Genomic DNA, 19,431 nt, shown 5'->3' with positions numbered 1-19,431 from the left:
GGCGCCTCCCGATGCTGGCCGGCGCCCTCGCGCTCGGCCTTGCCGCGACCCTGCTGCCGACCGGAAGCGTCGAGGCCGCGCCGCGGCCGCGCCTCGTCTGCCCGGCGCCGCCGCTCGGTCCGTTCGCCACCCCGGCCGATCACGCCCGCGCCGCCGCCTGCGCCCGCCAGGCCGCCCGGGCGCGCCGGGCCCGAGCCAAGCCCCAGGCGGTCCCTCCAGCCGCGGCAGCCGCCACGGCCGCGGCGGCCGGGCACGAGACCACCGGCAAGACTCATGCGCCGGCGCGCGAGAGCTTCACCGTGTCGGAGCAGACGGTCGCCACCATCCCGGGCATTGTCGACGCCCGCTTCTGGGCCGACTCCGAAACCGACTACCTGCGCGTGCTCGGTGGCACCGGCGGCGACTGGCTGGCGCTGTCGGCCGGTGGCGAGGACTCGGCCTTCGGGGCCGGGCTGCTGACCGGCCTGTCGGCGAGCGGCCGGCGCCCCGACTACCGGGTCGTCACCGGGGTGTCGTCCGGGGCCCTGCTGGCGCCGTTCGTGTTCCTCGGGCAGAGCCGCGACGCCGAGATGCGCGAGAGCCTGATGTCGCTCAGCGCCGCCGAGGTGTTCGAGGATCGCCGCACGCCCGAGAGCCTGCTCGACACCTGGCCGCTGCGCGACTTCATCGCCCGGCGGATCACTCCGGCGCTGCTCGCCGACATCGCGGCCGAGCACCGGCGCGGCCGCCGCCTCGTCGTCATCACCACCAATATCGATGCGGCCCGGCCGGTGGCGTGGAACATGGGCGCCATCGCGGCAGCCGGCACCGAAGCGTCGGTGAAGCTGTTCCGCGACATCCTGGCGGCGTCGAGCGCCATCCCGGGCCTGTTCCCGCCGGTGATGATCGAGAGCGAGAGCGGCGGCCGCCGGCTGCACGAGATGCATGTCGACGGCGGGCTCGCCGCGACCATCTACGCGGCGCCCGATTCCATGCTGCTCGCCGGCGCCGCCGGCCGGCTGCCGATGGACAGCCTGACCATCCTGGTCAACGGCAAGCTGCGCTCCGCCTTCGGGGTCACCGACCGCAGCCTGATCGGGGTGCTCGGCCGCTCGCTGTCGATCGGGGTCAAGCGGGCGAGCCGCAGCGCCTCGGTGCTGGCCGCCGCCGCGACCAAGCGCAACGGCATTCCCTTCAACCTCGCCTTCGTGGACCAGGGCTTCGATCACCCGAGCCGGGGCATGTTCGACGCCGCCTACATGAAGGCGCTGTTCCAGACCGGCGTCGACCGCGGCAAGAGCGCGAGCCCGTTCGTGAGCGAGGTACCGGACGCCGAGGAGGCCGCACCGGCAGCCCGGCCGGCGGCCGAGACCCACGGCACCGCGACGCGCTGAAGCCGTCCGCCGCGGCGACGCCGATCACCCGGCCACACGAAAAAGAACGCTCGGCACCCCAGGGTGCCGAGCGGCTCTCTCGTCAGACAGCACCGGGTGCGTGGGCCGGATGCCCGCCCAATAGGCGCCGGAATCGTTGACCGGATCTTGCCGCGATCATCGATCGGCCTTGCGGAACAGCCGCAAGGTTCTTCCGCAAGCTCCTTGCAACGCAGGACAATGACGGCCGGCTGCGGCGCGCGGCCGCGCCCTGCGGCGGACCGTCGCACGAGCCGCCGGCAGCCCCGCCACCGGCCGGTGGAAGAGTCCTTGCGAGGGCGCCCGCCGGGGTCCATTGCTACGCGCATTGCGCCCTGTGATCCCGCCTCACCAGATCGATCGAGCCATGTCGACGTTCCGCGGATTCATCTACGGCCTGCGCACCGAAGGTCCGCGCGGCCTGCTGCGCTTCGCCCGCAACGAGCTGGCCGCCCCGCGCCTGGCGCTGACGCGCCGGCTGCGCCGCACCGTGACGGCGGTCGGCGATCGCTTCCGCCGTACCACGACGGCGAGCGCCGCGTGGTCGGACGACTGCCTCCAGGTGGTGTGGGACCTCTCGGTGGCGCCGGTCTCGTTCGCGCTCGCCGGAGCCCTCGCGGCCGCCGAGGTAGAGCGGCGGCGGCGCGGCCTCGCCGGAATCAACGTGCTTCTGCTGGCCGGGCCGTTCGACGGGGTGAAGCGGGAGACGCCGACCCACGAGATGGCCGAGGATGCCGCGGCACGGACGTGGCGGCTGCGCCATCAGCTCGTGCCGGCGCTGGCGATGCTGCCGAGCGTGCGCGGCGTCGCGTTCTGTGCCGACCGCCAGCAGGCATGGTCGCTGATCACCGACGATCCGACCCGCCTCTATCCGGACGACTATCGGGTGTTCCTGCCGCGACGGCCGGACCCGGCGGCACTCTGCGCGCTCGCCCGCGACGGCGCCACCGTGTGGCCGCTGTTCGGCGCCACCACCCAGGGCCTGCGGCTGGCCGACGAGTTTGTCGGGCGTGTCGCCGGTGGCCGGCGCACCGTGGTGATCACCCTGCGGGCCGACGCCCTGTCGCCCGCCCACAACAGCCGCATCGACGACTGGGTGGCGTTCGCGGACGGGCTCGATCCGGCCCGCTACGCGGTGATCTTCGTGCATGACGGCGCCACCGCGGCGCCGATCCCGGCGGCGCTCGCCCGCCACGCCGTGTGCCCGGCCGCGAGCCTCGACATCGAGCTGCGCCTCGGCCTCTACGAGCGCGCCTTCCTGGTGATGGGCGTGATGTCCGACCCGCTGATGCTCGCCTGCCACGACGAGCGCGTGCGCTATCAGATCTTCGTGCCGCCAGACCACGAGGGCGACAGCCCGGCGCGGGCGCTGATCGAGGCGGGGCACCGCATCGGCGGCGATCTCGAGTTCGCGCGCCCGTGGCAGCAGCTCGTCTGGCGCGCCGACGAGCTGGCCGCCATCCGCCCCGCCTTCGCGGCCATGGAGGCGCGCCTGGCCGCCTTCGAGGCGATGGAGCGGACCGAGCCCGCCGCGGCGCCGCCGATGCTCCCGGGTTTCGCCCGGCTCAACCCGGGCTACGGGCTGTCGTCCGCCAGTCGGGGATCGTAGCCCGGATGGAGCGAAGCGACATCCGGGGTCTTCGCCGCGGCGCCGCCGATGCTCCCGGGTTTCGCCCGGCTCAACCCGGGCTACGGGCTGTCGTCGGCTTCGGCCGCCAATCCGCCAGGAAGCCGTCGATCGACTTGAGCCAGTCGGCATTCTTGGCGAGCAGTTCCGATGTTCGCGCCATCCGGGCGAAGTGATCCTGCTCGTCGACCGACGTCGTCGATGCCGCCCGCACCGCGAATGCGGAAGCGTTTCGGCGGTGCTGCTCGGCATCGAGCAATGTGTTCCGCGGCGACCGGCGCATGTCACGTCCTCGCCTCTGCCCGTGATCCCCAACCGTCATACTAATGCGAACGACGGAGGTGATCCACTGCGGGTTGCGCCTGTCCACACCATTGCACTCTCGACGACGACATCTCGGCCGCAACCGAGGTGGGGCGGCGTCGAGTCCGGCTTCCGACTCGGGCGATCATGTCGGTCGCGGCCACGATCTGATCAGATACATGCCGGCGCGGCGGTGCTGTCGCGCGCCCCATGGAGCTCGCCTGTTTCGCGTTGCGTGACGGCGCGGCGACGGTGCGCCGGCGGCGCGGCGTGCCGCGACGTGATCACGTCGCCGGTTCGACCGCGCCACGTAGACGCTTCCCCGCCCCGGCGCTTGCGGAGCGTCCCGACGCTTGCGCAGCGTCCCGACGCTTGCGCGGCGTGGCCGGCTCGCGACGCCGCCCCTCACCGCATGGCCCGGCGCGTCCCCTGCGCATCGCGTCGCAGGTCGCGGTTTGCGCGCACGCGCCCTTGATCTCGCGTCTTGCGATGCCGCACAATGGTGATGGAAGCCCGGACCGATGCTGATCGGCATCTATAATTCATCTGGATCAATCAATCAGTAGTTTTGATTTGCTCTCTCGATCAAAAGCCGGCGGAATTCGTCACGGGTCCGGACCCCGCTGCGTGCACGGCCGGTGCACACCCTGCGACGGAGACTGTGATGCCCAAGCTTGGTCGTCTCGCCCGCCATGCCGCACTGGTGGTCGCTCTCGCACTGACCGGGTGGAGTGACCCGGCCGCGGCCCAGCGGGTCATCCGGGTCGGCCAGGCCGACACCCTGACGGGCCACAATCTCCCGGAGCTGATCGGCCTCACCAACACCGAGAAGCGGATGGGGGTGAAGTTCAACGTCGTGGCGCTCAAGTCCGACGACGTCGTGTTCCAGGCGGTGATCAACAACGAGATCGATATCGGCATCGGCGACGCCTACAAGGGCATCGACACCCTGAAGGCGCCGGTGCGCCACTTCTTCCTGCTGCGCCGGGTCGCCTACTTCCCGGTCGTCAACAGCGAGTTCTACAAGACCTGGAAGGATCTCGACGGCGCCGACATGGCCGTCCACGCGCGCGGCTCCGCCACCGAGGCGATGGCGGTGCAGATGGAGAAGGCCAACGGCATCAAGTTCGGCCAGATCAGCTTCGTGCCCGGCTCCGAGGTGCGCATTATCGCGATGCGCCGCGGCACCATGAAGGCGACGCTGCTCGACCTGCCGAACAGCCGCAAGCTGACCGAGGAGGACCCCAAGAAGTTCATCGTGCTGCCGGTGGAGACTCAATCGGCCAGCGACGAGATCTTCTACGCCACCACCAAGTTCATCGCCGACAACAAGCCGCTGGTCCAGGCGCTGTGCGAGGAGCTGCTGAAGTCGCTGCGCGCCGTCAACGCCGATCCGAAGGCACCGGCACGCCTGCGCCAGGAACTCGGATTGCTGAAGGATCTACCGAAGCCGCTCGCCGACGACATCACGCCCTATTTCGAGCTGGCGGTGCCGGGCGGCCTGTTTCCCACCGACGGCGGCGGCATCGCGGCCGCCAAGGCCGACTTCGGCTTCCTGATCGCGGCGGGCCGCTTCAAGGGCTCGGTCGACGACTACAAGGTCGAGGATTTCTGGGATCTCGGACCGCTGAACGCGGCTCTCGCCGAAGTCGACAAGAAATAACCATCACTCCCACACCGGCGGGCCCCCGATGCGACAGATCGCCCCCTCCCCGCCGCCCGGAACGGACGCGGCCGTGCTGCCGAGGGCGGCGCTCGCCGCGCCGGGCATCGCGACCCCGCCCGCCGCGGAGGGCGCATCTCCGCTTCCCGCACCGGCCCAGGCGCGCCGTGCCGGCGGCCTCGGCGAGGCGGCATGGCCGTGGCAGCTCGCCTCCTTCGTGCTGGTGCTCGCCGCCTGGGAGATCGCCGGCCACTGGCCCGTCAGCCTCGCCTTTCCACCGGCCTCGCGCGTCGTCGCCGCCGCCGCCGAGATGGCGCTCGCCGGCGATTTCGGCCGCGCCTATGCGGTGACGCTGCCGCCGCTCGTGGCCGGCATCGGCATCGTCGGCATCACCGGCGTCGCGCTGGGCATCGCCATGGGGCTGTCGCGCGCCTTCGAGTGGTTCGCGCTGCCCCTGATGGTGGTGCTCCAGACCGCGCCGATCGCCGCCATCATCCCGCTGCTCACCTACTTCTACGGCGTCAGCGCCACCTCGAAGATCGCCGCCGTGATCCTGCTGGCGGCGCCCATCGTGGTGCTCAACTCGTATCGCGGCATCCGCAACACCAACGCCTCGCTGGTCGACATGTGCCGCAGCTTCCTCGGCACGAGGCGCCAGCAGGTCACCAAGATCATGCTGCCGCATGCGAGCGGGATGATCTTCGCGGGGCTGCGGCTCGGCGTCTCGGCCGGCTTCATCGGCGTGGTGCTGGCGGAGCTTCTGATCTCCCCCACCGGGATCGGCGACCTGATCAGCTACAACCGCTCGATCGCCCGCTACGACAAGATGTTCGCCGCGATCGTCTCGATCCTGGCGCTCGCCACCGTCACGCTGTCGCTGTTGCAGCGGCTCGAAAACCGGCTGTTCCGGCCCGACCACGCGGTGCCCTGATGGATGCCTCGACGCGCGACGCCTGCCCCGCCCGCGACGCCGGCCACCCCGCCGGCGGCGTGGCCGACGCCACCCCGATCGTCCGCGTCGACGGCGTCACCATGCGGTATGCCAACGGCGTCTCGGCGCTCGACGGCATCGACCTCGACATTCCGCGCGGGCGGCTCACCACCCTGCTCGGCCCCAGCGGCTGCGGCAAGACCACGCTGCTGAAGATCATCGCCGGCCTGATCCCGCCGACCGCCGGCACCGTCGCGGTGAACGGCCGCGTCGTCACCGGCCCCGGCCCCGACCGGGCGCTGGTGTTCCAGGACTTCGCGCTGCTGCCATGGGCGACGGTGCTGCGCAACGTCGCCTTCGGGCTGGAGCTGCGCGGCGTGCCGAGGGCCGAGCGCGAGGCGATCGCCGCCAAGTACATCCGCGACGTCGGCCTTTCCGGCTTCGAGCATCAGTATCCGAACCAGCTCTCCGGCGGGATGCGCCAGCGCGCCGGCCTCGCCCGCGCGCTCGCCGTCGACGCCGACATCCTGATGATGGACGAGCCGTTCTCGGCGGTGGACGAGCAGATGCGGCGCAAGCTCCAGGAGGACTTGCTGTCGCTGCTCCAGGTGGAGAAGAAGACCGTCATCTTCGTCACCCACTCGATCGAGGAGGCGGTCTATCTCTCCGACCGCATCGTTCTGCTGTCGCGCCGGCCCTCGCGCGTCTCCGCCATCCGCGACACCGGCATCGCGCACGACCAGCCGCCCGACCAGATTCGCCGCGACCGGCGCTATCTCGACACCGTCGACGAGATCTGGGACACGCTGAAGCAGTATCTGCAATGACCGCCCGCTCGATCCTCGACCACGTTCCCTCCGGCGTCTCGCTCCTGGTGTGGGCGGCGCTCTGGGAGTTCGTCGGCCGCTTCGGCGGCATCGACCTTATTCCGCCGATGTCCCAGATCGCGCTCACCGCGATCGACATCGTGCAGACCGAGAAGTTCGTCACCGCCCTCGCCGTCACCGCACAGGCATTCGGCATCGGCATGGCGCTGGCGATCGTGGTCGGCATCCCGCTCGGCGTCCTCATGGGCGTGTGGCGGCCGGCCGAGCGGCTGCTCGACGTCTGGGTCAACATCTTCATCAGCGCGCCGCTGACCGCCCTGGTGCCGGCCCTGATGCCGCTGCTCGGCATCGGCCAGACCACCGTGGTGGCGACCGTGTTCCTGTTCGCCGTGTGGGTGCTGGTGATCGATACCCGCGCCGGCATCCACCATGTCGGCGGCTCGCTCCTCGACATGGCGCGCCTGTTCGGCGGCAGCCGCACCCAGATCTTCTTCAAGGTGCTGCTGCCCGGCGCGCTTCCCGAGATCCTGACCGGCCTGCGGCTCGCCGTGGTGCGCGGCGTCAAGGGCGTGGTGATCGGCCAGATCATCATCGCGCTGCTCGGTTTCGGCGAGCTGTTCGAGCTGTATCTCCAGAACTTCCTGATGGAGGAGTTCTGGGCGCTGGTGTTCGTCGTCTTCGCCCTCGCCTTCGTGCTGGTCGAGGCGGTGGGGCTGGTCGAACGCCGTTTCGACTTCTACGCCGGCTCGCGGTGAGCCGGACGCACTTCCCTCCCGGTCGAGGCTTTTCCCATGTCCGATGGTCCGTCCCGCCTGCTGGTCGTCAACGGGCGGGCCCTCCTGCCCGGCGGCGATCCCCATCAGGGCGAGCGCTGCGACATCCTGATCGAGAACGGCACGATCACCCGGATCGGCACCGGCCTCGCGTCGCAGCTCGCGGCGGCGGGCCAGACCACCGAGACGCTCGACGCCACCGATCGGCTGGTCATCCCCGGCTTCGTCAACGCCCATTACCATTCGCACGACACCCTGGCGAAGGGCACCATGGACGAGACGCCGCTGGAGACCTGGCGGCTGCTCGCCTTGCCGCCGCAATATCCGAAGCGCTCGCGCGCCGAGATCCGCGCCCGTACCCTGATCGGCGCGCTGGAATGCCTGCGCTCCGGCATGACCACCGTGCAGGACATGGTGACGCTGTACCCGTTCGACCCCGAGCACTTCGAGGCGGCGGTGGAGGCGTACGAGGAGATCGGCGTGCGCGCCGTGGTGGCGCTGCAATACGCCGATATCCGCGGCATCGAGACCATCCCGTTCTGGAAGGAGATCTTCCCGGCCGAGCTGCATCCGCAGCTCTCCACCGCGGCCGAGCCCGACAAGAGGATCGACCAACTCGCCTGGTTCGAGGACACGGTGCTCAAGCACGCGAAGCCCGACAGCCGGGTGACCTGGGCGCTCGGCCCGTCGGCGCCGGAGCGCTGCACGCCCGCCCTGATCGCCCGCACCGCGGCGCTGTCGAAGACCTACGACCTGCCGATCTTCACCCACATCTACGAGTCCAAGGGCATGGCGCTCCAGGCGCGGCTCGAATATCCGCAGCACGGCGGCTCGCTGATCCGCCGGCTGGAGCGGGAAGGACTGCTCGGCCCGCGCCTCAACCTCGCGCATTCGGTGTGGCTCTTGCCGGACGAGATCGAGATGCTCGCCCGCACCGGCACCAAGGTGGTGATCAACCCGCTGAGCAACATGAAGCTCAAGAGCGGCATCCCGCCGATCCGGGCGCTCCAGGAGGCGGGCGTGTCGCTGGCGCTCGGCTGCGACAACTGCTCGTGCTCGGACGCCCAGAACATGTTCCAGGCGATGAAGCTGTTCGCCCTGATGGTGCATGTCTCGGACCCCGATCCGGGTCCCGACCAGGCGGCCCGCGCGCTCGACGCGGCGACCGCGGGCGGCGCGCGGGCGCTCGGCCGCGACGACATCGGGCGCCTCGCACCGGGCTGCCGCGGCGACCTCGTGCTGATCGATCTCACCGACCCGTCCTACGTGCCGCTCAACAGCGCGACGCGCCAGCTCGTCTACACGGAGGGCGGCCGCGGCGTCGACACCGTGGTGGTGGACGGCCGGGTGGTGATCCGCCATGGCCGCCTCGCCACCATGGATCAGGAGGCTTTGCTCGACGAGGTGATGGCGGTGGTGCCGCGCTTCCGTGAGGATTTTTCCGCCATCGCGGCGCGGGTCGACAAGCTCAAACCCTATCTGGCCGAGGCGCACCGGAAAATCTGGGCGGCCGATGTCGGCGCCAACCGCCTGTTCACCGGCCGCTGACGGGCCGCCGCCGTGAAGCCGGCCGCCTTCGACTATGTGCGCGCCACCTCGCTGACCCATGCGCTCGACCTGCTGGCCTCGGCCGACCCGGACGGCGAGACCCGGGTGCTGGCCGGCGGCCAGAGCCTGGTGCCGCTGATGGCGATGCGGCTCGCCGCGCCGGCCCGGCTCGTCGACATCAACCGGCTCGCCGCGCTGGAGCGGCTGGAGGTGATCGACGGCCGGCTGGTGATCGGCGCCCTCGTCCGTCATCACCGGCTCGCCACCGATCCGCTGATGGCGGCGGCGGCGCCGCTGCTCGCCCGCGCGGCCGTCCACGTGGCGCATCCGGCGATCCGCAACCGCGGCACCTTCGGCGGCTCCCTCGCCCATGCGGACCCGGCCGCCGCGTTCCCGGCCTGCGCGCTGGCGCTCGGCGCCACGCTCACCCTCGCGTCGCGGGGCGGTCGCCGCGAGGTGCCGGCCGCGGCGTTCTTCGAAGGCTTGTATCAGACGGCGCTGCGGCCCGACGAGCTGCTGGTCGAGGTGGCGCTGCCGGTCGCTACCGCGATATCGCGCTTCGCCTTCGTGATGTTCGCGCGCCGGCACGGCGACTTTCCGGTCGCCGGCCTCGCGGCCGTGGCGCGCGCCGCCGGCGACCACTCCGCGGTCGACCGCCTCGCCGACATCCACCTCGCCGTCTTCGGCGTCGGCGATACGCCGCTGCTCGCCGGCGCGGCCGCCGCGATCCTGGAGTCGGGACCGATCGACGCAGCGCGGATCGACGCCGCCGTGGCGGCGCTCGACACCCTGGAGATCCGCGACAGCGCCACCGCGAGCGCCCGCTACCGCCGCCATCTCGTCGGCGTGGCGCTGCGCCGCGCCATCGCGGCACTCCTGCGGCCGGAGGCCGTCGCATGCCGATGATCCCGAACCTGGTCCCGATCACCTGCACGATCAACGGCGAGACGGTGTCGCTCTCCGTGTCGCCGCGCGAGATGCTGGCCGACCTGCTGCGCGACAGGCTGGGGCTGACGGCGACCCATCTCGGCTGCGAGCACGGCGCCTGCGGGGCCTGCACCATCGTGTACGACGGGCGCACCGCCCGCGCCTGCCTGCTGCTCGCCGCCCAGGCCGACGGCGCCGTGATCGAGACCCTGGAGGGGGCGAGCGCCAGCGGCCGCATCGCGGCCCTCCAGCGCGCCTTCCACGACCGCGGCGCCCTGCAATGCGGCTTCTGCACGCCCGGCCTGCTGCTCGCCGCGGCCGAGGTCCTGGCGGAGCATCCGGCCCCGAGCCGCGACGCGATCCGCGCGGCGCTGTCCGGCCATCTCTGCCGCTGCACCGGCTACCAGGCGATCGTCGACGCGATCGAGGCCACCGCCGCGGCGGCCACCGGAGCAGGATCTCGCCGATGAGCACGGACCTCCCCGCTCCCGCCGGCGAGCCGGTGCCGCACCGGCGCACCTGGCGGCTGCTGCATGGGCGCGGCCGCTATGTCGGAGACATCCGGCTGCCCGGCCTGCTGCATGCCGCCGTGCTGCGCGCCCCGCATGCCCATGCGTCGATCGACGCGATCGACACCGCGGCGGCGGCCGCCGTGCCGGGCGTCGTGGCGGTGTTCACCGGGGCCGACATCGCCCCGGTCTGCGCGCCGTGGCGCGGCACCCACGGCCTCTATCCGCGGCTCGCCGCGCCGCTCCAGCACGCCGTCGCGGTCGACACGGTGCGCTGGAGCGGCGAGCCGGTCGCCCTCGTGGTCGCCGCCAGTCGCGCCGTCGCCGAGGACGCCGCCGCGCTGATCGCCGTCGACTACACGCCGCGGCCGGCGCTCGCCGACCCGGAGGCGGCGCGCTGCGGCGGCCCGCTGCTGCACCCCGATCTCGGCACCAATGTGTGCCTCACCGCCGCGCACGAGGCCGGCGACGTCGATGCCGCATTCGCGGCCGCCGCCGTGGTGGTCGAGAAGACGTTCCGGTTCGGCCGCCACACCGGCGTGCCGCTGGAGCCGCGCGGCCTCGTCGCCGACTTCGATCCGAGCGAGCGGCGGCTGACCGTCCATCATTCGCACCAATGCCCGCACCAGATGCAGCACGAGTTCGCCCGCCTGCTCGGCCTCGCCGAGCAGCGCGTGCGAGTGATCGCCCTGGACGTCGGCGGCGCCTTCGGCATCAAGCAGCAGCTCTACGGCGACGAGATCGCAGTGTGCGCCGCGAGCCTCCTGCTCGGCCGTCCGGTGGCGTGGATCGCCGACCGGCTGGAGTCGTTTTCGGCCGACATCCACGCCCGCGAGCACGTGGTGCGCGGCCGCATCGCGCTATCGGCCGACGGCGACATCCTCGCCTTCGCGGTCGACGACCTGCACGCCATCGGTCCGTATTCACAGTATCCACGGTCGAGCGCCGGCGAGGGCCGCGCCGTGCTGGCGCAGACCGGCGCGCCCTACCGCTACCGAGCGCTGCGCGCCCGCTCCACCGCGGTGTTCCAGACCAAAGGCATGGCGGGCCACTACCGCGGCGTCGGCCAGCCGATCGCCTGCGCGGTGACCGAAGCCCTGGTCGACAGAGCTGCACGAAAAGCCGGGCTCGATCCGGTGGCGGTGCGCCGGCGCAACCTCGTGCGGGCTGCCGACTTGCCGTGGCGGGCACCGACCGGGCTCGTCTATCCGCGGCTCGCCGTCGCGGACTGCATGGCGGCGCTCGACGCGCATGTCGATCTCGCGGCCCTGCGCCGCGACTGCGACGACGCGCGCCGCGCCGGCCGCATGCGCGGGCTCGGCCTCGCCACCTTCGTCGAGCTGACCTCGCGCGGCCCGGGCTTCTATGGCGCCGGCGGCGTGCCGGTGTCGAGCCGCGACGGCTGCACGGTGCGGCTGGAGCCTGGCGGCGGCGTGCGGGCGCTCGCCAGCGTCACCGAGCAGGGCCAGGGCACCGAGACCGGCATCGTCCAGGTGATCGCCGCGGCGCTCGGCGTGCCGCTCGACACCGTCGAGGTGATCACCGGCGACACCGCGGCGACGTTCCACGGCGGCGGCACCTGGGGCTCGCGGTCGATGGCGATCGGCGGCGAGGCAGCGTGGCGCGCCGGCCGGGCGCTGCGCGCCGAGATCCTCGATCTCGCCGCGCGGCTTCTCCAGGCCGATGCCGCCGCGCTCGATCTCCGCGACGGCGTGATCGTCGAGGCGGCGACCGGCGCGGCGCGGCTGACGCTCGCCGAGATCGCCGCGGTCGGCCACTTCCGCCCGCACGAGCTGCCGGCCGGGCCGCAGCCGCAGCTCGTCGCGAGCGCCAGCTTCGGGCCGCTCGACGGTCCGTTCCGGGCCGGCAGCGGCATCCAGCTCGCCGTGGTCGAGATCGATCCCGACAGCGGCGCCGTGCGGCTCGACCGTTTCGTCGTGGTGCACGAGTGCGGCCGCGTCGTGAACCCGCTGCTGGTCGACGAGCAGATCCGTGGCGGCGTCGCCCAGGGCATCGGGGCGGCGCTGTTCGAGGAGCTGATCTACGACACGGACGGCCAGCTCCTCACCGGCAGCCTCGCCGACTATCTGCTCCCGACCGCGGCGGACCTGTGCGACATCGAGCTGGTGCATGTCCACGCCGCACCGCCGGAGGGCGACGGGCTCGGGCTGATCGGCGTCGGCGAGGCCGGCACGGTGGGCGCCGCCGCCGCGGTGCTCAACGCGGTCGACGATGCATTGGCGGCCCGCGGCGCCTCGATCGCGCAGATCCCGTGCACGCCGGAGCGCATTCTGACGGCGCTCGGGACGATCTGACGACGGCTGTCCGCTCGCGGCCTAACGGAACGCGGCTCACGCTCCGAGCGGCGCCTCGACGCCGAGCTTCGCGGCCCAGGCACCGAGCGTCTCCACCGTCTGGGCCACCACCGGGATGCCATCGCGGCGGCGCCGCGCCTGCTCGGCCTGCGCCCGCTCGCCGGGGAACACGATGCGGCCACCGGGCTCGATCGGCTCCACCGCCGTGATGGCGTCCAGGAACTCCTCCATGCGCTGCTCGAACGCCGCACGCGGCTGGAACGCCTCGATGTCGATCGCCTGGAGCGTGAAGGCGGTATGCATCGGCCCGTCATAGGGCTGGAAGCCGGTTCCGCCGCCGCCCCGCATGGGGCCGCCGGCCAGCACGCTGGTGATGATCTCGTGCACCATGGCGATGCCGAACGCCTTGTAGCCGCCGAACGGCAGCAGCGACAGGCTCTCCAGCGCCGCCGCCGGATCGGTGGTGTCGCGGCCGTCGCGATCGAGCGCCCAGCCGGGCGGGATCGGGATGCCGAGATCGCGCGCCCGCAGGATGCGCTCCACCGCCGCCGCCGTGCAGGCCATGTCGAGCGCGAAGCAGCCGTGGCGGCCGGCTGGCGCCGCCACAGCCACCGGATTGTTGCCGAGCACCGGCGTCCTGCCGCCGGGCGGCGGCATCAGGCGCCGGCTGGTGTTGGTTGTGACAATGCCGATCAGGCCGGCGCGCGCCGCCTGCAAGGCATAGTGCTTGGCGGAGGTGAGCGAGTTGCCGTTGCGCACCGCGACGAGGCCGATCCCGTGCTCGCGCGCCTTCTCGATCGCCCTGGCCATCGCCCGCACGGCCGTCACCTGGCCGAGGCTGCGCTCAGCGTCCCACAGCGCGATGGCGCCGCGATCGCGCACCACCGTGATGGAGGTGGCGGCCCGGTCGCCGCCCGCCTCCAGACGGCCGAGGACGTGCAGGAACAGCCGCAACCCGTGCGACTCCTCCCCCATCAGCTCGGCCTCGACGAACACCGCCGCGGTGACGTCGGCATCCGCCGGCGCGACGCCGAGCGCTCGGAGCAGCGCGACGCAGTGGTCATGCAGCGCAGTCGCATCGATGGTGATGCGCCGCTCGTCGTCCGAGATGGCTGTCACAATGATCCTCGCATCATGAGTCGGGTGGGACTCGATAGGTCGCGTGGGAGGGAGGCCGCGGAGCGGCAGGCGAAACGGGCCGGGAGAGACGACGGGAAAGCCGAACGCCGGAGGAGTGCCGGCATGGCTGTCGAACGACGTCGCAATTGGGCCGTGCAGACCCCGCCGTTGTCAATCGGCGAACCGAGGGGGCGGCGGATCGACGCCGCGCCGAAGTTGCCGTGCGGTGCCCCCGACACGTTTGTCACGAGGCCGATTTCGTCTGTTTCGTTCGAAACGCCGGTTTCGTCAGTCGAGTCGGTCGCCGTTGTTTCATGGTTTCGCCGCAGGGCGTCATGGTATTGCATTGCGATCGTTATTGTCACGAACTCCGACACCGTCATCAAGTCCGTGACGAGACCCCGCGAAAACACCGACCCAGCCATGCGCAACAGCGGTTTCGCATGATGCAGGTCAATCCGCCCGTGCCGAACGCTGCGTAGGGTGCTCGTCACATCACGGTCCGGCGAGTGACGGAGGCGATCATGCATGGTGGCGGACAACGAGCCGGCGACGCGGACGGCACGACGAGGACGCGCACGATTCTGGACGGCAACGAGGCGGCCGCCTCGGTCGCCTACCGGCTCGCCGAGGTGATCGCGATCTACCCGATCACGCCGTCGTCCAACATGGGCGAATGGGCCGATCAGTGGAAGTCGGAGGGCGCCCGCAACATCTGGGGCACCGTGCCGGACGTGATCGAGATGCAGAGCGAGGCCGGCGCCGCCGGCGCGCTGCACGGCGCTCTCCAAAGCGGCGCGCTGGGGACCACCTTCACGGCCTCCCAGGGCCTGCTGCTGATGATCCCCAACATGTTCAAGATGGCGGGCGAGCTGACCTCGGTCGTCATCCATGTGGCGGCCCGCGCGGTGGCGACGCATGCGCTGTCGATCTTCGGCGACCATTCGGACGTGATGGCGGTGCGCCAGACCGGCTTCGCGCTGCTCTCCTCCGGCTCGGTGCAGGAGGCCGCCGATCTCGCCCTGATCTCGACCGCCGCGACGCTCGAGTCGCGGGTGCCGTTCCTGCATTTCTTCGACGGCTTCCGCACCTCGCACGAGGTCGGCGTCATCGACCTGCCGAGCGACGACGAGCTGCGCGCCATGGTGGACGACGCCCATGTGCGCGCCCACCGGGCCCGTGCGCTGACCCCGGACCGCCCGGTGCTGCGCGGCACCGCCCAGAACCCCGACGTGTTCTTCCAGGCGCGCGAGGCTTGCAATCCGTACTACCGCGCCTGCCCCACCATCGTGCAGGACGCGATGGACCGCTTCGCGCGGCTGACCGGACGGTGCTACCACCTGTTCGACTATGTCGGCGATCCCGACGCCGAGCGCGTGATCGTGCTGATGGGCTCGGGCGCCGGCGCCGCCGAGGAAGCGGTCGAGGTGCTGCGCGCACGCGGCGAGAAGGTGGGCCTCCTCAAGGTGCGCCTGTTCCGCCCCTTCGCCACCGAGACCTTCCTGGCCGCCCTCCCGGCCTCGGTGAAGTCGATCGCGGTGCTCGACCGCACCAAGGAGCCGGGCGCGCTCGGCGAGCCGCTCTATCAGGACGTGCTGTCCGCCTTCGCGGAGCGTATCGCGTCCGGCAGCGCCACCACGATGCCGCGCATCATCGGCGGCCGCTACGGCCTCTCCTCCAAGGAGTTCACGCCCGCCATGGTGAAGGCGGTGTTCGACGCGCTGTCGAGCCCGGCGCCGCAGAACCACTTCACGGTCGGCATCGTCGACGACGTCTCGCACACCAGCCTGACGGTCGACACCACCTTCTCGACCGAGCATCCGAAGACCGTGCGGGCGCTGTTCTACGGCCTCGGCGCGGACGGCACCGTCGGCGCCAACAAGAACTCGATCAAGATCATCGGCAAGTACACGCCGAGCCATGTGCAGGGCTACTTCGTCTACGATTCCAAGAAATCCGGCTCGGTCACCGTATCGCATCTGCGCTTCGGCCCGGACCCGATCCGCTCGACCTATCTGATCAGCCGCGCCAACTTCGTCGCCTGTCATCAGTTCCAGTTCCTCTCGCGCATCGACATGCTGGCCGCCGCCGAGGACGGCGCCACCTTCCTGCTCAATGCGCCGGGCGCACCCGACGCGGTGTGGGACAAGCTGCCGCGCGAGGTGCAGCAGACCATCATCGCCAAGCGGCTGCGCCTGTTCGCCATCGACGGCTACGCCACCGCCCGCGAGGCCGGCATGGGCAGCCGCATCAACACCATCATGCAGACCTGCTTCTTCGCCATCTCGGGCGTGCTGCCGCGCGAGGAGGCCATCGCGGCGATCAAGAAGTCGATCGAGGAGACCTACGGCAAACGCGGCGCCGCCGTCGTGCAGAAGAATTTCGCCGCGGTCGACACCACCCTCGCCCGCCTGCACGAGATCCCGGTGCCGGCCGCGGCCACCGCCACCGCCGAGATGCTGCCGCCGGTCTCGCGACGTGCCCCGGCCTTCGTGCGCGACGTGCTCGGCGAGCAGATCGCCGGCCGCGGCGATGCGCTGCCGGTGAGCGCCATGCCGGTCGACGGCACCTTCCCGACCGCCACGGCGCAGTGGGAGAAGCGCAACATCGCGCAGCAGATCCCGGTGCTCGACACCGATCTGTGCATCCAGTGCGGCAAGTGTGTTCTGGTGTGCCCGCACGCCGTCATCCGTGCCAAGGTGGTCGATGCGGCGCTGCTCGCCGATGCGCCGGAGGGCTTCAAGTCCGCCAAGGCCAAGTGGCGCGAGTTCGACGGCGCCCGCTACGTGCTCCAGGTCTCGCCCGAGGACTGCACAGGCTGCCGCCTGTGCGTCGAGATCTGCCCGGCCAAGAGCAAGAAGGAGGTCAAGCACAAGGCGCTCGACATGGCCCCGCAGGAGCCGCTGCGCGAGGCCGAGAACCGCAACTGGGAGTTCTTCCTGTCGCTGCCGGAGGTGGACCGCGACCGCGTGCGCCACGACAACGTCAAGGACGTGCAGCTCCTCGAGCCGCTGTTCGAGTTCTCGGGCGCCTGCTCGGGCTGCGGCGAGACGCCCTACATCAAGCTGCTGACCCAGCTGTTCGGCGACCGCCTGCTGATCGCCAATGCCACCGGATGCTCGTCGATCTACGGCGGCAACCTGCCGACCACGCCCTACACGGTCGATCGCTGTGGCCGCGGCCCGGCCTGGTCGAACTCGCTGTTCGAGGACAATGCCGAGTTCGGTCTGGGCATGCGGCTCGCCGCCGACAAGCAGATGGAGTTCGCCCGCGAGCTGGTCGGCCGCCTGTCCGGCCGCATCGGTGGCGTGCTCGCCACGGCGCTGATCGAGGCCGATCAGCACAACGAGGCGGGCCTCACGGCGCAGCGCGAGCGGGTCGCCGAGCTGAAGCGGCTGCTCGCCGCGGCCGACGACGACGAGGCCAAGGCCCTGCTCGGCCTCGCCGACAGCCTGGTGCGCAAGAGCGTGTGGATGATCGGTGGCGACGGCTGGGCCTACGACATCGGCTATGGCGGTCTCGACCACGTCCTCGGCTCGGGCCGCGACGTCAACGTGCTGGTGCTCGACACCGAGGTGTACTCCAACACCGGCGGCCAGATGTCGAAATCGACCCCGCGCGCCGCGGTGGCGAAGTTCGCGGCCGGCGGCAAGTTCACCGGCAAGAAGGACCTCGCCATGGAGGCGGTGAGCTTCGGCTCGGTCTATGTGGCGCGCGTCGCCATGGGGGGCAACGACATGCACACGGTGCGTGCCTTCCAGGAGGCGGAGTCGCATCCCGGGCCGTCGCTGATCATCGCTTACAGCCACTGCATCGCGCACGGCTACGACATGGCGATCGGCCTCGACCAGCAGAAGGCGGCGGTGCTGTCCGGCTACTGGCCGCTGATGCGCTACGACCCGCGGCTGCGGGCCGAGGGCAAGAACCCGTTCCAGCTCGACTCCAAGGCGCCGTCGATCCCGTTCAAGCAGTATGCCTACAACGAGGCGCGCTACACCATGCTGGTGCGCTCCAACCCGCAGGCGGCGCGCGAGCTGTTCAAGATCGCCCAGGACGATGTCGAGCGGCAGTGGCGAGTCTATGCCAACCGCGCCGCCATGGCGGGCCGCGCCGAGACGCCGGACATCTCGCCCCGCGATCCGGACGACGACGCGCCGCAGGTCGCCGGCGGGAGCGACGACGAATGAGGCGGCACCCGATGCGGCACGCGGGTCCGCACCGGCGCGACGGCCGGGCCGCCCACGCGCCGCCCGCCACCACGACCGACGACACGCCAACCCGATCACCGACCCGACCGCGCGGAGGAACGCCGCATGAGTGACCTGACCACCCGCTATCTCGGGCTCACGCTGAAGTCTCCCCTGGTGGCGTCGGCCTCGCCGCTGTGCGACTCCATCGAGGGCATCTGCCGGCTCGCCGAGGCGGGTGTCGCCGCCGTGGTGCTGCCGTCGCTGTTCGAGGAGCAGCTCGCGCTCGAAAGCCTGGCGCTGCACGCCGACCTGGAGCGCGGCGCCGACACCTTCGCGGAGGCCGCCGGCTTCTTCCCCGACCTGCACACCTACAATCTCGGTCCCGAGGGCTGCCTGGAGCTGATCCGCGAGGCCAAGCGCCGGGTCGACATCCCGATCATCGCCAGCCTGAACGGGGTCACCATCGGGGGGTGGCTCGACTACGCGACGCTGATGCAGGAGGCCGGCGCCGATGCGCTCGAGCTGAACACCTACTCCATCACGGTCGATCCGGCCCAGAGTGCCGAGGAGGTCGAGCGCGGCTATGTCGAGCTGGTGTCGACGCTCAAGCAGCGCCTGCGCATCCCGGTCGCCGTCAAGCTGTCGCCGTTCTTCAGCGCGCCCGCCAATGTGGCGCACCGTCTCGCCGCCGCGGGTGCCGACGCGCTGGTGCTGTTCAACCGCTTCTATCAGCCCGACTTCGACATCGAGGAGCGCGAGGTGGTCGCCTCGCTGGCGCTCAGCCGGCCGGACGAGCTGCTGATGCGGCTGCACTGGGTCGCGGTGATCTACGGCCGCGTCGACGCCGATCTCGCCATCACGGGCGGCGTCCATTCGGCCACCGACGTGGTGAAGAGCATGATGGCGGGCGCCCGCGTCGCCTGCATGACGTCGGCACTGCTCCAGAACGGCCCGGGCTACGCCAAGACGGTAGTGGCGGATCTCGATCGCTGGCTCGATGCGCACGAGTACGAGTCGGTGGCCGAGATGTGCGGCAGCATGAGCCTTCGGGCAGTGCCGAACCCGTCCGCCTACGAGCGTGGAAACTACATGAAGGTGCTCAGCTCCTACACCCTGCGCGACGACATTCTGGTGCGCTGAGCGCGCCGGCATCGTGACGATCGGCGCCGGGCCGCGAGGCCCGGCGCCGTCGTATCCGGGATACTCTCACGGCCGTCCGGGCTGCCACGCCGGTGCCGCATTGTTGCTTCCAAGTGGTTTCGCCGCTGGGGGGACGTGACCGTCGGCAGTTAACCTCGCGCTAACCGT

General features: G+C 71.2%; 15 protein-coding genes. 13 read left to right on the top strand and 2 right to left on the bottom strand.

Annotated elements, in window-relative coordinates:
• Positions 1-11 precede the first annotated feature (11 nt).
• Positions 12-1,373: a patatin-like phospholipase family protein gene (locus ACFQUV_RS05380; RefSeq protein ID WP_165363762.1), complete on the top strand. Its 1,362-nt coding sequence runs from the start codon at positions 12-14 to the stop codon at positions 1,371-1,373.
• Between the two features lie 385 nt (positions 1,374-1,758).
• Positions 1,759-3,000, top strand: coding sequence for a hypothetical protein (locus ACFQUV_RS05375; protein WP_129607646.1), 1,242 nt, complete (start codon positions 1,759-1,761; stop codon positions 2,998-3,000).
• Positions 3,001-3,070: 70 nt separating this feature from the next.
• Here ACFQUV_RS05375 and ACFQUV_RS05370 read toward each other — a convergent pair whose 3' ends face one another.
• Positions 3,071-3,277, bottom strand: a complete 207-nt coding sequence (locus ACFQUV_RS05370; RefSeq protein ID WP_378394319.1) for a hypothetical protein — start codon at positions 3,275-3,277, stop codon at positions 3,071-3,073.
• Positions 3,278-3,985: 708 nt separating this feature from the next.
• Between ACFQUV_RS05370 and ACFQUV_RS05365 the strand changes: the two genes are divergently transcribed.
• From ACFQUV_RS05365 to ACFQUV_RS05330, 8 genes are all read left to right on the top strand, one after another.
• On the top strand, positions 3,986-4,984 hold the full coding sequence (locus tag ACFQUV_RS05365) for an ABC transporter substrate-binding protein (protein WP_111385767.1): 999 nt from the start codon (positions 3,986-3,988) through the stop codon (positions 4,982-4,984).
• A 73-nt stretch (positions 4,985-5,057) separates the two neighbouring features.
• Positions 5,058-5,915, top strand: coding sequence for an ABC transporter permease (locus ACFQUV_RS05360; protein ID WP_245422000.1), 858 nt, complete (start codon positions 5,058-5,060; stop codon positions 5,913-5,915).
• Entirely contained in the window at positions 5,915-6,742 is an 828-nt protein-coding gene (locus ACFQUV_RS05355) for an ABC transporter ATP-binding protein (protein WP_129610713.1), read from the top strand. The genes ACFQUV_RS05360 and ACFQUV_RS05355 overlap by 1 nt, the downstream gene beginning before the upstream one ends.
• Positions 6,739-7,497, top strand: coding sequence for an ABC transporter permease (locus ACFQUV_RS05350; protein WP_129610714.1), 759 nt, complete (start codon positions 6,739-6,741; stop codon positions 7,495-7,497). The genes ACFQUV_RS05355 and ACFQUV_RS05350 overlap by 4 nt, the downstream gene beginning before the upstream one ends.
• 36 nt (positions 7,498-7,533) lie before the next feature.
• Positions 7,534-9,063, top strand: coding sequence for an amidohydrolase family protein (locus ACFQUV_RS05345; RefSeq protein ID WP_129610715.1), 1,530 nt, complete (start codon positions 7,534-7,536; stop codon positions 9,061-9,063).
• 12 nt (positions 9,064-9,075) lie between these two features.
• Positions 9,076-9,969: a xanthine dehydrogenase family protein subunit M gene (locus ACFQUV_RS05340; protein WP_129610716.1), complete on the top strand. Its 894-nt coding sequence runs from the start codon at positions 9,076-9,078 to the stop codon at positions 9,967-9,969.
• A complete protein-coding gene (locus tag ACFQUV_RS05335) occupies positions 9,960-10,460 on the top strand; it encodes a (2Fe-2S)-binding protein (protein WP_244601690.1) in 501 nt (166 codons plus the stop codon). Before ACFQUV_RS05340 ends, ACFQUV_RS05335 begins: the two co-directional genes overlap by 10 nt.
• Positions 10,457-12,814: a xanthine dehydrogenase family protein molybdopterin-binding subunit gene (locus tag ACFQUV_RS05330; RefSeq protein ID WP_129610717.1), complete on the top strand. Its 2,358-nt coding sequence runs from the start codon at positions 10,457-10,459 to the stop codon at positions 12,812-12,814. The genes ACFQUV_RS05335 and ACFQUV_RS05330 overlap by 4 nt, the downstream gene beginning before the upstream one ends.
• A gap of 36 nt (positions 12,815-12,850) precedes the next feature.
• On the opposite strand, the gene ACFQUV_RS05325 is transcribed toward ACFQUV_RS05330, so the two are convergent.
• Entirely contained in the window at positions 12,851-13,933 is a 1,083-nt protein-coding gene (locus tag ACFQUV_RS05325; protein ID WP_165364100.1) for an Ldh family oxidoreductase, read from the bottom strand.
• Between the two features lie 123 nt (positions 13,934-14,056).
• Between ACFQUV_RS05325 and ACFQUV_RS05320 the strand changes: the two genes are divergently transcribed.
• The 3 genes from ACFQUV_RS05320 (at position 14,057) to ACFQUV_RS05310 (ending at position 19,263) form a co-directional block, all read left to right on the top strand.
• A complete protein-coding gene (locus tag ACFQUV_RS05320) occupies positions 14,057-14,380 on the top strand; it encodes a hypothetical protein (protein ID WP_129610719.1) in 324 nt (107 codons plus the stop codon).
• Positions 14,381-14,457: 77 nt separating this feature from the next.
• On the top strand, positions 14,458-18,120 hold the full coding sequence (gene nifJ / locus ACFQUV_RS05315; protein WP_129610720.1) for a pyruvate:ferredoxin (flavodoxin) oxidoreductase: 3,663 nt from the start codon (positions 14,458-14,460) through the stop codon (positions 18,118-18,120).
• 126 nt (positions 18,121-18,246) lie between these two features.
• The gene (locus ACFQUV_RS05310; RefSeq protein WP_129610721.1) at positions 18,247-19,263 is read left to right on the top strand and encodes a dihydroorotate dehydrogenase-like protein; all 1,017 of its coding nucleotides are present in this window, start codon (positions 18,247-18,249) and stop codon (positions 19,261-19,263) included.
• Positions 19,264-19,431 lie beyond the last annotated feature (168 nt).

Source organism: Rhodoplanes sp. P11 (assembly GCF_964266735.1).
In the GTDB taxonomy this organism is placed as follows: Bacteria; Pseudomonadota; Alphaproteobacteria; order Rhizobiales; family Xanthobacteraceae; genus Rhodoplanes; species Rhodoplanes serenus.
Note: the sequence above shows the minus strand (reverse complement) of the source record. Positions and strands in the feature narration are given on the sequence as shown.